Annotated in this window: 14 protein-coding genes and 1 pseudogene; 6 read left to right on the top strand and 9 right to left on the bottom strand. The window is 72.8% G+C overall.

Features of this window, described 5'->3' with window-relative positions:
* Positions 1–626 (bottom strand): annotated as a pseudogene (locus HZS56_RS18530) (hypothetical protein); the annotation flags it as partial.
* Positions 627–762: 136 nt separating this feature from the next.
* A complete protein-coding gene (locus HZS56_RS18535; RefSeq protein ID WP_216721814.1) occupies positions 763–1,308 on the bottom strand; it encodes an ATP-binding protein in 546 nt (181 codons plus the stop codon).
* A 156-nt stretch (positions 1,309–1,464) separates the two neighbouring features.
* Here HZS56_RS18535 and HZS56_RS18540 point away from each other — a divergent pair, with 156 nt between their 5' ends.
* A complete protein-coding gene (locus HZS56_RS18540) occupies positions 1,465–2,340 on the top strand; it encodes a helix-turn-helix domain-containing protein (RefSeq protein ID WP_216721815.1) in 876 nt (291 codons plus the stop codon).
* Positions 2,337–2,549: a DUF397 domain-containing protein gene (locus HZS56_RS18545; RefSeq protein ID WP_216721816.1), complete on the top strand. Its 213-nt coding sequence runs from the start codon at positions 2,337–2,339 to the stop codon at positions 2,547–2,549. The genes HZS56_RS18540 and HZS56_RS18545 overlap by 4 nt, the downstream gene beginning before the upstream one ends.
* A 39-nt stretch (positions 2,550–2,588) precedes the next feature.
* Here HZS56_RS18545 and HZS56_RS18550 read toward each other — a convergent pair whose 3' ends face one another.
* The 3 genes from HZS56_RS18550 to HZS56_RS18560 all read right to left on the bottom strand — a co-directional run bounded on the left by HZS56_RS18550 (position 2,589) and on the right by HZS56_RS18560 (position 6,135).
* Positions 2,589–2,954: a PH domain-containing protein gene (locus HZS56_RS18550; RefSeq protein WP_216721817.1), complete on the bottom strand. Its 366-nt coding sequence runs from the start codon at positions 2,952–2,954 to the stop codon at positions 2,589–2,591.
* A 97-nt stretch (positions 2,955–3,051) separates the two neighbouring features.
* On the bottom strand, positions 3,052–4,668 hold the full coding sequence (metG, locus tag HZS56_RS18555) for a methionine--tRNA ligase (protein ID WP_216721818.1): 1,617 nt from the start codon (positions 4,666–4,668) through the stop codon (positions 3,052–3,054).
* 99 nt (positions 4,669–4,767) lie between these two features.
* On the bottom strand, positions 4,768–6,135 hold the full coding sequence (locus tag HZS56_RS18560) for a VWA domain-containing protein (protein WP_216721819.1): 1,368 nt from the start codon (positions 6,133–6,135) through the stop codon (positions 4,768–4,770).
* Positions 6,136–6,400: 265 nt separating this feature from the next.
* On the opposite strand from HZS56_RS18560, the gene HZS56_RS18565 reads away from it, so the two are divergent.
* Complete coding sequence (locus HZS56_RS18565; RefSeq protein WP_216721820.1) at positions 6,401–8,497, top strand: PhoX family protein; 2,097 nt, start codon at positions 6,401–6,403, stop codon at positions 8,495–8,497.
* A 50-nt stretch (positions 8,498–8,547) separates the two neighbouring features.
* Here the strand turns inward: HZS56_RS18565 and HZS56_RS18570 are convergent, their stop codons facing one another.
* The 3 genes from HZS56_RS18570 to HZS56_RS18580 all read right to left on the bottom strand — a co-directional run bounded on the left by HZS56_RS18570 (position 8,548) and on the right by HZS56_RS18580 (position 11,319).
* Positions 8,548–9,570: an endonuclease/exonuclease/phosphatase family protein gene (locus tag HZS56_RS18570; RefSeq protein ID WP_216721821.1), complete on the bottom strand. Its 1,023-nt coding sequence runs from the start codon at positions 9,568–9,570 to the stop codon at positions 8,548–8,550.
* A 213-nt stretch (positions 9,571–9,783) separates the two neighbouring features.
* Positions 9,784–10,770 carry a hypothetical protein gene (locus tag HZS56_RS18575; RefSeq protein WP_308408097.1) on the bottom strand — a complete coding sequence of 329 codons (987 nt, stop codon included), beginning with the start codon at positions 10,768–10,770 and terminating at the stop codon, positions 9,784–9,786.
* 72 nt (positions 10,771–10,842) lie between these two features.
* Positions 10,843–11,319 (bottom strand): hypothetical protein, encoded by a 477-nt coding sequence (locus HZS56_RS18580; RefSeq protein WP_216721822.1) that lies wholly within the window; start codon positions 11,317–11,319, stop codon positions 10,843–10,845.
* Between the two features lie 115 nt (positions 11,320–11,434).
* Between HZS56_RS18580 and HZS56_RS18585 the strand changes: the two genes are divergently transcribed.
* Both HZS56_RS18585 and HZS56_RS18590 read left to right on the top strand, forming a co-directional pair.
* Positions 11,435–12,628, top strand: a complete 1,194-nt coding sequence (locus tag HZS56_RS18585; protein ID WP_308408098.1) for a PP2C family protein-serine/threonine phosphatase — start codon at positions 11,435–11,437, stop codon at positions 12,626–12,628.
* Between the two features lie 206 nt (positions 12,629–12,834).
* Entirely contained in the window at positions 12,835–13,905 is a 1,071-nt protein-coding gene (locus tag HZS56_RS18590; RefSeq protein WP_216721823.1) for a hypothetical protein, read from the top strand.
* Between the two features lie 14 nt (positions 13,906–13,919).
* On the opposite strand, the gene HZS56_RS18595 is transcribed toward HZS56_RS18590, so the two are convergent.
* The gene (locus HZS56_RS18595; protein WP_216721838.1) at positions 13,920–14,153 is read right to left on the bottom strand and encodes a hypothetical protein; all 234 of its coding nucleotides are present in this window, start codon (positions 14,151–14,153) and stop codon (positions 13,920–13,922) included.
* A gap of 111 nt (positions 14,154–14,264) precedes the next feature.
* Here HZS56_RS18595 and HZS56_RS18600 point away from each other — a divergent pair, with 111 nt between their 5' ends.
* Positions 14,265–15,614, top strand: a complete 1,350-nt coding sequence (locus tag HZS56_RS18600; protein WP_216721824.1) for a helix-turn-helix domain-containing protein — start codon at positions 14,265–14,267, stop codon at positions 15,612–15,614.
* Positions 15,615–15,706 lie beyond the last annotated feature (92 nt).

Consider the following 15,706-nt stretch of genomic DNA (forward strand, 5'->3'; position numbering starts at 1 on the left):
ATAATTTTCCTCCGGTCGGGGTTGTTCGGGCCTGTCGCCTCCGGGTCGGGGGGGGGGGGCCGGGCCCCGCGCCCCGCGGGGGGGCGCGGGCGGGGGCGGCCGCCCCCCGCCGCCGGGCGGCGGGGGGGGGCGGGGTACGACGGCTGGGGCACGGCGGGGAGGCGCTTGCGTGGCGGCGGCTTCTCCTGGCCCGCGCGCCGGGCGGAAGGGCGGGATGCCGTATTCCGTGTGCTGCCGCTGCTGGTGTGTCCGGGCCTGTTGCGGGAGACCGTGCGGGTGATGATCCGGCCGGTGGACGTGCGGGTACACGTGCGTTGCAGGTAGCCGTGTTTTTCCAGCTCGCGCAGACCGGCGGCGATGCGGGTGGGGCCCTCGGGGAAGCGGGCGGCGAGGGTCTTGATGTCGACGGACGTGCCCTGCCGCACCGACTGGATGTAACAGGAGAGCCCGATGGCGAGCAGGGACAGCTCCTTGTGCTGGACGAGGTGGTTGCCGACCACCGTGAAGCTCTCGGTGTGGCGGACGTGATCGTGGACGACGCCCGCGAGGGGCTGTTCGTTGGGGTGGTCTTCGTCCGGGGTTCGGGACGTGGCGGATACGGGCGCGTTAGGGTGCTGTGCAGCCATCAGGAAGGGTCTTTCCTCGGTGGTCAGGCCCTCGCATTGGGATCCCACTCCCGGCGAGGGCCGTCGCATGTCTGTGGTGTGTCGCCGCTGAGCGTAAGGCAGACAACCAGTCCCGAATCCAGCCGAGTTGGCATATTCACTCGCAGGAGTGACCAAGCCCGGCGGGAGGGAGGGGAGGGGCTTGGTGGGGTGCTTTCTCCCCAGTTGGTGGTTCATTGGGGGCGCAGGTGGGACCGGAACACGTCTGGTCACGTTCCGGTACTTCCTGTTCCGTGAGGGCGAGTTCGGCCCAGACCGTTTTGCGGGGAGGCCGGCCGGGGGTTACTCCCCAGCGGTCGGCGAGCGCCGTGACGAGGGCCAGACCGCGGCCGGACTCGTCGACGGGGCCGGTGGTGCGCGGGCGCGGCATCCGGTCACCGCGCGTGTCCGTGACCTCGATGCGGAGGGTCCCGCCGACCACGTGGAGCTGAAGCTGGAAGTTCCGCCCCGGGACGCGTCCGTGGGTGGCGGCGTTGTTCGCCAGCTCGGCCACGATGTGCTCCGCCGGATCCAACGGCAATCCCCAGGAGCGCAGTTGTTCGGTTGCCAGCAGTCGGGCGAGGCGAGCACCGCGCGGCGTGGAGGACAGCAAGAGGCTGAAGCTGCGGACGGGTTTGCCGGGTGGGGTGAGTTTCTGGTTCACGTCACTCAGCGTGGCCGCAGCTGCGTACCGTGAGGAGTGATGACGCCGTTGCGTACGGTCACTGTCTGGCGGTTGTCCAGTGGTGTCCGGGCTTGTCAGGGCAGTGCGTACGGGTAGGGCGTGGCTGGTACGAGGCGGTACGACGGAGGGGCGCGCATGTCGGTGGACGGTGAGGTTCGGCAGCTCAGGACCGAGGCTGACGAGCCCGGTTGGGAGGTGGACCCGGACGACGAGTGGGGCGTGGCGGTGGTCGCCACCGTGGGGCGGCAGTTGAAGCTGCGCCGGGAGGCCGTGGGGATGCGGGCCGGGGAGTTCGGCAGGGCCGTGGGGTACGGCGAGGATCTCGTCTACAAGATCGAGGGCGGGAAGCGGATTCCCCGGCCGGAGTATCTGGACATGGCCGACGAGGTGTTGGGCGCGGGTGGGCTGCTCGCCGCGATGAAGGAGGACGTGGCGAAGGTCCGGTATCCGAAGAAGGTGCGGGATCTGGCGCAGATGGAGGCGCGGGCGGTCGAGATCGGGGTGTATGTGTGCCACAGCGTCAGTGGGCTGTTGCAGACACCTGAGCATGCCAGGGCAGCTTTCGAGTCACGGCAGCCTCCGTACTCCGAGGAGGAGGTCGAGCGGATGGTCGCGGCTCGCATGGCCAGGCAGGCGATCTTTGATCGGGACCCTGCCCCTGCAATCAGCTTCGTCCTGGAAGAGGCGCCGCTCCGGCGGCCTCTCGGAGGCACAATGGTGTGGCGACGACAGCTCGAACGTCTGTTGGAGGTAGGGCGGTTGCGTAGGGTCACCCTCCAGGTGATGCCGACGCACCGCGAGACCCATCCGGGCCTGGACGGCAAGATCGAGTTGCTGAAGTTCGATGACGGAACGGCCGTGGGACGCTCCGATGGTGCGTTCAACGGGCGGCCGATCTCTGACCCGAGGCAACTCCGCATCCTTGAGCTGAGGTATGGCACCATCCGGGCGCAGGCCTTCCCGCCGGGGGAGTCGCTGACCTTCATCGAACAACTGCTGGGAGAAACATGATCCGCAAGGCCTCCGCCGGGGAAGCCTCCGAACTGGCGTGGTTCAAGAGCAGCTACAGCGATGGCAATGAAGGCGACTCATGCGTCGAGGTGGCCACCACCCCCGGCACCGTCCATATCCGCGACTCCAAGTACCGCGGTGCGAGCCCCCGCCTCGCGGTGGCGCCGGAGGCGTGGGCGGACCTGGTGGCATACGCGGCCGGGGGCTGACCCCTCGACCGGAATCCAAGTGCGGTCCGGGTGCTTGCGTCAGCGGGCCACGAACTGGGTCAGGATCGCCTGGACCTCGTAGATGTCGACGCCCTTGGTGAAGGTCTTCTCGATCGGGGTCTGGGAGCTCGACAGCCAGATCTTCAGTTCCGCGTCGAGGTCGAAGTGGCCGGCCGTCTCGACCGCGAAGTGCGTGATGCTGCGGTACGGGATCGAGTGGTACTCGGTCTTCTTGCCGGTGATGCCCTGCTTGTCGATCAGGATCAGGCGCCGGTCGGTGAACAGGATGGTGTCGCGTATCAGCAGGTAGGCGGCGTAGATCTGCTCGCCTTGGCCCAGGAGCCGCGCGTACTCCTGCTGGGCCTTGGCCGGGTCGACCGTGTGTGCGTTGCCGAACAGTGCCATGGCTGCCCCCTTGAGATCGTTATGGTCCGATCTTCGCAAAGGGCGGGGCCCGGGAGAAGAGCTGTCTCCTCCCGGGCCCCTTCCTGTAGCGAGCGCGTTACGCGGCCGGCTTCTCCTCGAGACGCGGGAAGAGCACCGCGCCCTTGGTGACCGTGGCACCGGCGGGCAGCCGGCCCCAGTCCGCCGCGTCCTGGACCCGCTGGTCCGCGAGGGCGCCCAGGGACGCCTCGGCGCCGAGGGAGTCCCAGAGCTTCTGGGAGGTGTCCGGCATGATCGGGTTGAGGAGGACCGCCACCGCGCGCAGGGATTCTGCGGCCGTGTAGAGGATCGTTGCCAGGCGGGCCTTCCCCTCCGGCGAGTCGTCCTTGGCGACCTTCCAGGGCTCCTGCTCGGTGATGTAGCCGTTGACCTGCTTCACGAAGTCGAAGACCGCCAGGATGCCGCCCTGGAAGTCCAGCTCCTCGCCGATCTTCCGGTCCGCCTCCGTGACCGCCCTGGTCAGGCCGGAGTGGATCGCCTGCTCGGCGTCCCCGTCGGCCGTCGCGGCCGGCAGCTCGCCGCCGAAGTACTTGTTGACCATGGCCGCGACGCGGGAGGCGAGGTTGCCGTAGTCGTTGGCCAGCTCGCTGGTGTAGCGGGCGGAGAAGTCCTCCCACGAGAACGAGCCGTCCTGGCCGAACGCGATCGCGCGCAGGAAGTACCAGCGGTACGCGTCCACGCCGAAGTGCGAGGTCAGGTCCTGCGGTTTGATGCCCGTCAGGTTGGACTTGCTCATCTTCTCGCCGCCGACCATCAGCCAGCCGTTCGCGGCGACCTTGCCGGGCAGCGGCAGGCCCTGGGCCATCAGCATCGCCGGCCAGATGACCGCGTGGAAGCGGAGGATGTCCTTGCCGACCAGGTGCACGTCGGCCGGGAACGTCGACGCGAACCGCTCCGGGTCCTCGTTGTAGCCGACCGCCGTGGCGTAGTTCAGCAGGGCGTCGACCCAGACGTAGATGACGTGCTTGTCGTCCCAGGGGACCGGCACGCCCCAGTCGAAGGTCGAGCGGGAGATGGAGAGGTCCTGCAGGCCCTGGCGGACGAAGTTCACGACCTCGTTGCGCGCGGACTCGGGCTGGATGAAGCCCGGGTTGGCCTCGTAGTGCGCGAGCAGCCTCTCGCTGTACTCGCTCAGCTTGAAGAAGTAGTTCTCCTCGCTGAGGATCTCCACCGGCTTCTTGTGGATGGGGCACAGCTTCTGGCCCGCGTACTCGCCCTCGCCGTCGAGCAGCTCGCCGGGGAGCTTGTACTCCTCGCAGCCCACGCAGTACGGGCCCTCGTAGCCGCCCTTGTAGATCTCGCCCTTGTCGTACAGGTCCTGCACGAACTCCTGGACGCGGTCGGTGTGCCGCTTCTGCGTGGTGCGGATGAAGTCGTCGTTCGCGATGTCGAGGTGCTCCCACAGGGGCTTCCAGGCCTCGGTGACGAGCTTGTCGGCCCAGGCCTGCGGGGTGACCCCGTTCGCCTCGGCCGTGCGCATGATCTTCTGACCGTGCTCGTCCGTGCCGGTGAGGTACCACACCTTCTCACCGCGCTGGCGGTGCCAGCGGGTGAGCACGTCGCCTGCGACGGTCGTATAGGCGTGGCCCAGGTGAGGAGCGTCGTTGACGTAGTAGATGGGGGTCGAGACGTAGTACGCCTTCGCCCCCTGCTTCTCGGTTCCAGTGGCCGCCATGGTCGAAATCCTACTGGTCCGGCGGAGATCGACTCACACGCGTTTCGGGGGGTGGACGGCAGGTTTCGCCGGTCCGCCGTCCCCCCCCCGGTGACGCCGTTACGGGCGCCAGGTGGCCAGTAGGCCCTCGTAGAGCTCCTTGTCGGTGAGCTCCTTGGGGGTCTCGCCCGCGAGGAAGTGGGAGGCGTTGCCCGTCTTGAGCTTGCGGAGGTAGTCGAAGGCCTTGTTCTCCGGGTCACCGAAGGCGACGAAGGAGAAGTGGACCTCCGGGTGGTTCGCCGCGGCGTCCGTGAGGGACTGGGTGGCGGGGGTCTTGGCGTCGGGGGCGCCGTCGGTCTGGAAGACCACCAGGGCGGGCGTGCCGGGGGACGCGTGTTCGGTGTGGTGGGCGAGGACGGCCTCCACGGCGGCGTGGTAGGCGGTGCGGCCCATGCGGCCGAGCGCTCCGTGCAGCTCGTCGATCTTGTCCTCGTGGTCGGTGAGGGTCAGTTCCCCGGTGCCGTCCACTTCCGTGGAGAAGAACGTGACGTGCACCGTCGCCTCGGGGTCGAGGTGGGCGGCGAGCGCGAGGGTCTGCTCGGCGAGGGCCTGGGCGGAGCCGTCCTTGTAGTACGGGCGCATGGAGGCGGAGCGGTCGAGGACCAGGTGGACCCGGGCGCGGGTGCCGGTGAGGCCGTGCTTCTTCAGGGCGGTGCCGGCGGCCTTGTAGGCGGTGGTGAGGGCGGGGGCGCGGGAGCGGAGGCGCGCGGCGGGGGTTGCGGGTTTTGACACGGGGGCCTGCGGCTCGCTGTGGGGGGTGGCCTCGGCTGCGCCTTCGGCGTGCGTCTTCGCACCCGCACCGCCCGTGCTGCTTTCGTTGTCGGGTGCGGGTGGCCCCTGTGGGGGTTCCTCGCCGTCGGCGGGCGCCGGGTCCGGGGCTGGTTCGGGCGTTGTTCCGGTCTCTGCCTCCGGCTCGGGCTCGGGCTCGGTCTTTGCCTTCGGCTCCGGCTCCGGCTCCGGCTCGGGCTCCGGCTCCGGCTCGGGCTCCGGCTTCGGTTCTACCTCAGGCTCTGCCTTCGACTCCGGCTCGGGCTCTGCCGTCGGCTCCGGCTTGGGTTCCGGTTTCGGCTCTGCCTCTGCCTTCGGCTCGGGCTTGGGTTCCGGCTCTGCCGCTGCCTCTGTTGTCGGCTCCGTCGGCTCCGTCGGCTTCGGGACCGTGATGTTGGTGAAGGCGGCCTTGACGAGGTCGTGCTCGTCGGTGGAGGGGGAGGTGGAGGCGTCGGCCGGAGTCGGTTCCGAGCGGGGCTCGGGGACCTGGAGGGTGGCCTCCGGCTGGGCCGGGGGTTCGGAGGCGGTCGGCTGCGACGGGAGCTTCTGCTCCGGCGCGGTGACGGGCGGTGCCGCCTCCTGCGTCGCACCCTCCGTCTCAGCGGCCCGTTCTTTGCGTGACCGGCCGAACGCGTTCCGCAGGAGAGTCAGAATGCCCATGTGCGCAACCCTTCGCGTGAGTTGATGCCCGTAGATCCCTGGCCAGGACGGACACGTAAGGTTAGCGGCCCCGACTTGTGATCTTGTGCAGGGTCTGCCACGGCTGCGCGGACGCGTCAAGGCGGGATCGAGACGCCGCAGCAGTCCCCCCTTGGCTTCCGCGGGTTCACCCGTCGTTCACCGCGATGCCCGGCTCCCGCATGTGTGCGCCCCTACGGTCGCGCTGACACCAAGGGTATTCAGGGTTTCTCAAGGGGAGAACACAGTGCGCAAGCTGCTGCCGTTGATCGGAACGCCGTCCGGTTCGCACCCCGGCGGGAGGTCTGCCATGACCTGCCGTTTCCGGTGCGGTGACGCCTGTTTCCACGAGGTGCCCAACACCAGCGACAACGAGTACGTAGGTGACGTCATCGCTGGTGCGCTCAGCCGCCGGTCGATGATGCGGGCCGCCGCCGTCGTCACCGTCGCCGCGGCGGGCGCCGGGGCCGCCGGGGTCGCGGGAGCACCGTCGGCGCAGGCCGCGCCCGCGGCCGGAAAGGGGCACGGAAACGGGCACGGGCACGGGAAACCGTCGAAACCGCAGGGCGCGCGCGGGCTGCGGTTCACGCCCGTCGCGCCGAACACCGACGACACCGTCACCATTCCGGACGGATACCGGCAGAACGTCGTGATCCGTTGGGGTGAACCCATTCTGCGCGGGGCTCCCGCCTTCGACCCGGAGAAGCAGAGCGCCAAGGCGCAGGCCGGGCAGTTCGGGTACAACAACGACTTCCTCGCGCTGCTGCCGCTGCGGGGCGAGCACGGCCGCCAGCTCCTCGTCGCGAACCACGAGTACACCGACGAGGTGCTCATGTTCCGCGGCTACGACCCCGAGAACCCGACCCGCGAGCAGGTCGAGATCGCCTGGGCCGCGCACGGTCTGTCGGTCGTCGCCGTGGAGGAGGAGAAGAGGAGCGGCCGTCTGACGGGCGTCTCGCGGCATCGGCTGAACCGGCGGGTCACCGCCACCACCGAGTTCCGGCTGACCGGGCCCGCCGCCGGGTCCGACCTGCTGAAGACCTCCGCCGACCGCAGCGGCCGCAAGGTCCTCGGCACCCTCAACAACTGCTCCGGCGGCACCACCCCGTGGGGCACGACGCTGCACGGCGAGGAGAACTTCAACCAGTACTTCGCCAACGCCTCCAGCGACACCGACAAGCGGTACGGCATCGGCACCGGCGCCACCGAGCGCAAGTGGGAGCGGTTCGACAAGCGGTTCGACATCGCCCAGGAGCCGAACGAGGTGCACCGGTTCGGGTACGTCGTCGAGCTGGACCCGTACGACCCGGACTCGACGCCGCGCAAGCACACGCTGCTCGGCCGCTTCAAGCACGAGGCCGCGACCGTGCGGCTGACGCACGACGGGCGGCCGGTCGTCTACACCGGCGACGACGAGCGGTTCGACTACTTCTACAAGTTCGTCGGCAGCAAGCGGATGCGGCACGGCAACTCCCGCTGGGCGCGCGAGCACAACCTCTCGCTGCTCGACGAGGGCACGCTGTACGTCGCCAAGCTCAGCGGCGACTCCCCGGCGATCGAGATCGACGGCTCGGGCAAGCTGCCGAGCGACGGCGAGTTCGACGGGAGCGGCCGGTGGATTCCGCTGGTCACCGCCACGGAGCGCGGTGCCGTCTCGCACGTCGAGGGCATGAGTGCCGAGGAGGTGTGCGTGTTCACGCGGCTCGCCGGTGACAAGGTCGGCGCGACCAAGATGGACCGGCCCGAGGACATCGAGCCGTCGCCGAAGACCGGCAAGGTGTACGTCGCCCTCACCAACAACACCGACCGCGGCGTGGACGCCAAACCCAAGCCGGACGAGGCCAACCCCCGCAACGCCAACAAGCACGGCCACGTCCTGGAGCTGACCGAGCGCTGGAACCGGGCCGACGCCACCTCCTTCGCCTGGTCGCTGTTCCTCGTCGCGGGCGACCCGGAGGACCCGGCGACCTACTTCGCGGGCTTCCCCAAGGACCGGGTCAGCCCGATCTCCTGCCCCGACAACGTCGCCTTCGACGACCACGGGAACCTGTGGATCTCCACCGACGGCAACGCGCTCGGCACCCACGACGGGCTCTTCGGCGTGGCGACCAAGGGCGACAGGCGCGGTGAGCTGAAGCAGTTCCTGACCGTGCCGACCGGTGCGGAGACCTGCGGTCCGCTCGTCCAGGACCGGCGCGTGCTGGTCGCCGTGCAGCACCCGGGCGAGGTCGACGGCGCCTCCGTGGAGGAGCCGGCCAGCACCTGGCCCGACGGACCGGGGAAGATCGTGCGCCCGGCCGTCGTGGCGGTGTGGCGCGAGGACGGCCGCGACATCGGGGTCTGAGCCGCCCTCGACGAACGGTGTCCGAGCCGCCCCTCGACGAACGGTGGGGGTCAGCCGTCCGCCGCGTGCAGGGTCAGGTCGACGACCAGCGCGCGGTGGTCGGTGCCGGCCAGGTCCAGGAACCGGGCGCCGTGCGCGGCGAAGTCCTCGGACACCAGGACGTGGTCGATCTGCGTGCCGAACACGGGGAGGGTCTTCGCGGGCCAGGTCGGCGTGCGGTCCTCCCCCGCCAGCCGGGCCGCGTCGCCCAGCCCCGTGTCGAGGATGCGGCGGAAGGCGGCGTGGTCCTGGGAGGCGTTGAAGTCGCCGGCCAGGACGGTGGGCGTCCCGCGGTCCCCCGGGGCGGCGACGGCGTCGCGCACGGCGGCCAGCTCCTTGCGCCACAGGTCCACCTGGTCCGGCAGCGGCGGCATCGGGTGGGCGAGCTGGAGCCGTACGGCGTGGCCGCGCACGTCGGCGACGGCGCCGGGCATGCCCATGGTCCCGGGGACGCCGGGGGCGGCCTCGAGCGGGAACGCGCTCAGGATGACCGAGCCCTCGGAGCCGCCGCCCTCGACGGCCTGCCGGTGCGGGTAGCGGGCGGCGAGTTCGCGTCGCAGCGCCGCGTCGCACGTGTACTCGCACTCCTGCACGAACACGAGGTCGGGCTTCTCGTCCCGCACGGCGGCGATCAGGGCGTCGGTGCCCTGCCCGAACTCGACGTTCGACGTCAGCACCCGCACCTGGGCGACGGGCGGCCCGGCGGGCTCGCCGGTCCTGCCGTACGGCTCGGCGAACCAGGCCAGCAGCCCGAGCAGCGCGACGCCCCACACCGCGCCGGTCCACCACCGGGCGAGCAGCGTCAGCAGCAGGCCCGCAGCGGTGGGCGCCAGCAGCCAGGGCAGGAAAGCGAGCAGCTGCGGTACCGGGGTGATGCCGTCGCTGTCGGCGACACGGCAGCCGACGACCACGCTCACGCCCGTGAACAGCAGCCCGGCGCACCACGCCCCCAGCCGCCGTCCGGTGCGGCGGGCGGCGCGCCCGCCCCGGGTGTCCGTCCGTTCGCCGTACGCCGTGTCGGTCTCGGTCCCCAAGTCCCGGCCCTCCGCTCGCGGTGCGCTGCCCGAATACTCCCCCAAAGGACGAGGAACCGGGGGTCCGGAGTTGCGCACCGGGTACGCGCGCCGGGCCCGGACGGGCCCCGACGGCATCGGACGGGGCAGGCGGTCGGACGGGGGCAGGCGGGGTCGGAAGGAGCGTTGCGGGTGCGGGTGCGGGTGCGGGTGCGGGTGCGGGTGCGGGGCAGGCTAGGCGCCGGCGTCCGCGGTCTTCGCGTCGTCTTCCCGGGGGTCCGTACCCGCAGCGGGTGCGTGGTCCGCGTGCCGGCGTGCGCGGTCGCCACGTCGGCCTGCCGGGCGTTCGAAGCGGCGTCCGTGGCGGTGTCCGTCGCGGTGTCCGTGGCGGCCCGTGAGCCAGGAGGTCAGGGCGACCGTGAGCCCGAGGGCGACCAGGAGCCACGAGGCGGTGCGCAGGGTTTCGGTGAGGGCGTCGTAGACGGCGCCCGCGGCGGGACCGTCGACCGGGCCGGGGAGGTCGGTGACGGTGAGCCGGCGGCCGACCAGGACGGCCAGGCCGAGCAGCGCCCCGCCGAGGGCCGTGCCGAGCCCGGCGGCCGTGACGGCACGGCGGCGGCAGGCGGCGAGGAGGATGCCGGTGACCGCGAAGGCGACGGCCGCCAGCGGCAGCCAGAAGGCGGCGACGTCGAGCACGTGGTAGCCCTTCCTGAGCCGGTCCGCGTCGTGGGCCGGGAGCACGGTGACCTCGGTGTGCCGGACCGGGATGCGCCGGGCGAAGGGCACGTTGTCCCGGGCCAGCCGGTCCCGGACGCGTTCGGTGACGGGAGCGAGGTCGACGGTGACGGGGCGCCCGGCCGCCGAGTCGTCCCGCAGGGCGCGCAGCACGGCACGGTGGACGGTGCGGTTGGCGGTGACCCAGCCCTCGCGGAAGGCCTCGGTCCGGGTGAACGAGCGCGCCGCGTCCCGTACGAAGAGCCGTACCGCGCCGGTCACCGGACCGGGGCCGGCGGCGACCTCGTCCACGACGCCCGCGCCGAGCGGCCCCGCGACCGCCTCCCGCACGTCCGGGTCGTCGGCGAGCGGGGCCGTGGCGGCGACGTACCGTCCGGTGTCGGCCAGCCCGTACGCGGCCCAGCCCGCCAGCGTGCCGCACGGTGCGAGCAGGCAGGCGAGGACGATCAGCACGGCCGACAGGCCGCCCCTGAGGCGCGGGAACACCCTCCCAGGCAAACGCGCGCAGTCACGCCGGGCGACCGGCGTGACTGCAGATGGCCCCCCACGACGAGCCGGTCAGGTGGTGCGGGCCGCCCGCGCCTCCTCGGCGTCCTGGTGGGTGTAGTACCAGTAGGCCAGCCCGGCGGTCACCGCCGCGGCCAGCAGCAGGGACACGACGACGCAGGTGAACATGGCCACGCCGCTGCCCGAGTACAGGTACCCCAGCGCACTGCCCGCGAACGCGCCCCACAGCACCGCGTGGCCCTCCCGCGGCAGCCGCCGGGCCACCTCGCGGACCACGACGTAGAGCACGGCGAACGCGAGTGCCGTCATGAAGCCGAAGAACAGGTTCCAGCCGGTGACGGGGCCGCCGCGGCGGCTGACGGACGCCGCCCAGTAGCCGTAGACGAGGCCGAGTACGAGGGGCGTCGCCCATTTCGCCAGCAGGTGGGTCCGCCTGCCGAAGACGTCGGGCCACGCCGTGCGGCCGGTCCTGCCCGTGCCGGTGCGGGCCCCGGTGGATGAGCCGCGTGTCGGTACCGCGTGAGCCATGAGGGCACTCCTCTCGCCTCGCCCCGACTACCAGCGCACACCTGCGCGCGCCGCCCGGCAAGTCAGGATGCGCCCCGGTGGGGCGCGTGCTTCGCTGATTCCTGTGAGGGGTGGCGTGCGCAGGCTGGTACGTGGCTGGTGGGAGCTCTTCGGCGGGCTCGTCCGGGCCGCCGGCCGGGGCGACGCCGCCTCCCGGCACGCACTGCTGAGCGTGCGCGGCCACAGCGTCGCCTGGCTGGTCCCGCTGCTGATGCTGGGCGGCATCGTCGCGGTCGACGTCACCACCGACGTGTTCCAGTTCATCGCCTGGACGGTGCTGGTCCCCGGGGTCGCCGCCGCGATCTGCGGTGTGTGGAGCACGGGCCTGTTCTCGGTGCTGTCGATCGTCGTGTACCTGCTCGCCGACCTGGTCTGGCAGCACCGTGCGGAGACCGGTCTGCCCGGTCTGCTGCTCGTCGTCATCGGCGGCGCGGTCGCCGTGGTGGCGGCCGCGGTCCGGGTCCGGGGCGAGCGGAGCATGACGCACATGCGGGACATCGCGGAGACGACCCGCCGCACGGTGCTCCGACCGCTGCCGGTGGACTTCGGCGGCCTGGAGCACGCCGCCGTCTACCTCGCCGCGGACAGCGAGGCCCGCGTCGGCGGCGACTTCTACGACATCCAGCCGGGCCCGCACGGCACCCGCGTCCTCCTCGGCGATGTGCAGGGCAAGGGACTCGGCGCGGTGGACGCGGCCGCCGCGCTGCTCGGCACCTTCCGCGAGGCGGCCTACCACGAGGCGGACCTCGCCGTGGTTGCCCGGCGCCTGGAGACCCGGATGCTGCGCCACCGCGCGCACACCGCGGCCCTCGGCCGGTCCGACGGGGACCGGTTCGCCACCGCTGTGCTGGTCGGCTTCCGGCCCGGCCTGCCGGACGCCGTGGAGGTCGCCGTCTTCGGCCACGAGCCACCCCTGGCGGTCGGCCCCCGCGGGGTTCGCGCCCTGCCGGTGGGCGGCGGGCTGCCGCTGGGCATGAGCGACCTCGGCCCGGGACCGGTCGGGTCGCCGGAGCGCGCGGCGCTCGCCGCGGACGAGGCGCTGCTGCTGGTCACCGACGGTGTCACCGAGGCGCGCGACCCCGCCGGGCGCTTCTACCGGCACGGCCGGGCCGTCGCCGCCGCCGTCGCCGCCGACCCCGCGAACAGCGCGCCCGGGCGGCTGGTGGCCCTCGTGCGGGACGGCACACTGCGGCACTGCCGGGGACGTCTGGCCGACGACACCACGGTCTTCGCGGTACGCAGGGCGGGGCGCCCGCCGGTGTGGCCGTAGCGTCGCCACCCGTGTCCGCGCCGCATCCGTGTCCGCCCCCGCGCCCGCACCCGCACTCCGGCTCCGGCTCGGGCCGGAGCTGTCGCAGGCGGCAGGCGGCAGGCGTCGTCCGGCGGAGGGGCGGGAGGGACTGCGTGCCCCGCCGCGCGGCCGCAGCGGTTACGGTGCTGCCGTACGTGATCGACAGGGGAGGGACGGGAGGGGACATGCCTGGAACCGTGCTGCTGCTCGCGGCGGCGCCCGTGGGCCGCGGGTGCCTGGTGGACGCCGCCTCCGTGCTCCCCGTGCTCGCGGCGGTGCCGCCCGCCGTGCTCTCCGGCGCCGACACGGCCAACGTCGTCGAACTCGCCGACCCGCTGGAGCCGCAGGCCGTCCTCACCCGGCTGCGCGCCGCCGCCGCGGCCCCCGGACCGCTGACCGTCTACGTGACCGGCCAGCTCCAGCTGGACCGGCGCCAGCGCCTGCCGCACCTGGCGCTGGCCCGTACGACGCCGGCGACCGTCCGCTACACCGCCCTGCCCTGGCACTGGATCCGCGAGGAGCTGCGGCTGCGCCCGAGCGGCGCGACGACTCTGCTGCTCGACCTGCACGCCGACCAGGAGACGTGGCAGTGGCTGCGGGAGCACCCCCTGGACTGCGGGCGCGACAACGCCGTCTACGGTCGCGTCGCGCCGCCGCCCGCACGGCGGACGGTGGCCGTCCCCGCGTACATGCGGGGCGTCGCGACGATCCTGCGCAGCGGGCACCGGCCGCCGCCCCACGACCTGCACCAGCAGGCGCTGGCCCGCATGGCGGCCGAGGGCGCGGGGGGCTCGGCCGACCTGGTGCTGACGGCGCCGGGGCCGGTGGCGGGCGACCCGCACGCCGTCATCGCCGCCGCCGTACGGGCCGGCCGGCACGGCGACGCCGACGCGTTCGCCGCCCGGCACGAGCGGGCCGCCGCCCAGGCGCACGGGCCCACCGCCGAGGACACGCTGCACTGGACGGAGGTCCGGGCCGACCTGGCGATGTTCGCGGGCGATCCGGTGCGCAGCTGCCGGGCCTGGCTGACGGTGGCCGAGACCCGGCTGCGCGCCGGTCAGCCGCCGCAGGCGCCCGCCGTCGAGGCGGCCGTCGACCGGGCCCACCACCAGTGGGGGCGGATCCGCGACGCCGGACGGGCCAGGGAGCTGGGCGCGGCCCTCGCCACGCTGCGGGGCCACGTGCCGGGCCGCCGCGAGGGGGCCCTGGACCACGTGCAGCGGGAGCTGAGCAGACTCCAGACACAGGGGAGTTGAACCGGATCCGGCTGTCAGCCGTTCACCGTGGTGAGCTCGTCCGGGCCGGGGGCGCCCAGGCCCGGGTCGTCCAGGTCCCGGGCGTCCGGGCCGGGGCCGGTGTCCGCCGCCGGTCGCGGGGCCGGGGACGAGGCGTCGTCCGGGTCCGCGGGGCCCGCGTTCGCGGCCAGCAGCAGGCAGGCCACGGTGACGACGGCGGCGGCGAGTGCTCTGGCACGGCGCTCGGCGGTGCGGGTGCGTACGGGCACGGTGTCCTCTGCGGATCCAGGAATTGTGTCAAGCGGGGTAAGCGCGCTTAATACGCGGTTTAACCTAGAACTGTTCGTGTGGAACGGCAAGAGGCCTCAGGGGAGTTGGCAGTGGCGGACCGTGACGACCGGGGGACCGTCGGACGCCGGGTGCAGCGGCTGCGGGCCGAGCGCGGCCTGACACAGCGCCAGCTCGCGGAACCGGCGTACACCCCCGCCTACATCTCCACCCTGGAGGCCGGCCGCGTCCGCCCCTCCGAGGAGGCACTGCGGCACCTCGCCGAGCGGCTAGGCGTCGGCTACGAGGAGCTGGCCACCGGACGCCCCGCCCGCCTCGCCACCGACCTGCGGCTCAGGCTCACCGAGGCGCAGCGCACCTTCGCCGCCGAGGGCGCCGAGCAGGCGGCCGAGCTGTACACCGGGCTGCTGGCCGAGGCCGAGGAGTACGAGCTGGCCGAGGAGCGGGCCGCCGCGCTGCTGGGGCTCGGGGAGTGCTCGGTGGAGACCGGCGAACTGGCCGCCGGACGGCAGTACTTCGAGCGGGCCGAGCAGTGCCTCGCCGACGCCGGCGCGCCGCTTCCCGCGCGCGTGCCCGCCCTGCGCGGACGGGCCCTGTCCCACTACCTCGCCGGTGAACTCCGCTACGCCGTCTACCTCCTGGAGTCCACCCTCGACGAGCTGAACCGCGGCGGCCTGCACGACCCCGACGCGCTGCTGATGCTCTACGCCAGCGTGATCGGCCCGTACATGGACATGGGCGCCCACGCGCGCGCCGCCCAGGCCGCCGAACTCGCCCTCTCCCTCGCGCCCAGCGCCGGCGACCCCGCGCTGGTCGCCCGCATGCACCGGACCGTCGCCCGCACCCTGCTCGCCGAGGGCCGCCTCGCCGAGGCCGACGCGTCACTGGCCAAGGCGGCCGAGCTGTACCGCACGCTGCAACTGCGCACCGAACTGGCCAACTGCCACTGGATGCGCGGCTACGTCTGCGCCCAGAACGGCGAACTCCCCCGCGCCGAGGAGGAGATGAGGGAGGCCCTCGGCATGCTCTCGGCCACCCGCGCCGCCCTCTACAGCAGCCAGGTCGCCGTCGAGCTGGCCGATGTGCTGCACCGGCGCGGCAAGTCCGGGGAGGCCGCCGAACTGCTGCACGGGGTCCTCAGCGACCTCTCCTCCGAACGCGGCGCCGTGCACTCCGCGGGCGCGCACCGGCTGCTCGGCATCATCGCCGAGGACGCCCGGGACACCGAGGCCGCCGAGGAGCACTACGTCCGGGCGCTGAGCCTGCTGGAGCGGGCCGGGGCCGTCGGTGACCTGGCCGACCTGTGCCGGCTCCTGGGCGACCTGCTGCGCCGCACCGGCCGGGTGGAGGCGGCCCTCGACGCGTACCGCACGGGCCTCGGCCACCGCACCGCCCCCGGCACCACCACCCTGGGACCGGCCCCCGCCCAGCCGCCGCTGTGACTGCCGGCGGCGTTCCGGGAGCGGTCACGCGGTCACCCCTTCACGGCACCCCCTCCCGTCGCGCCACCAGCGTGCGGGGCCATCCGGGCGAG

Origin of the sequence: Streptomyces mayonensis (assembly GCF_018982965.1) — a bacterium.
GTDB lineage: Bacteria > Actinomycetota > Actinomycetes > Streptomycetales > Streptomycetaceae > Streptomyces > Streptomyces mayonensis.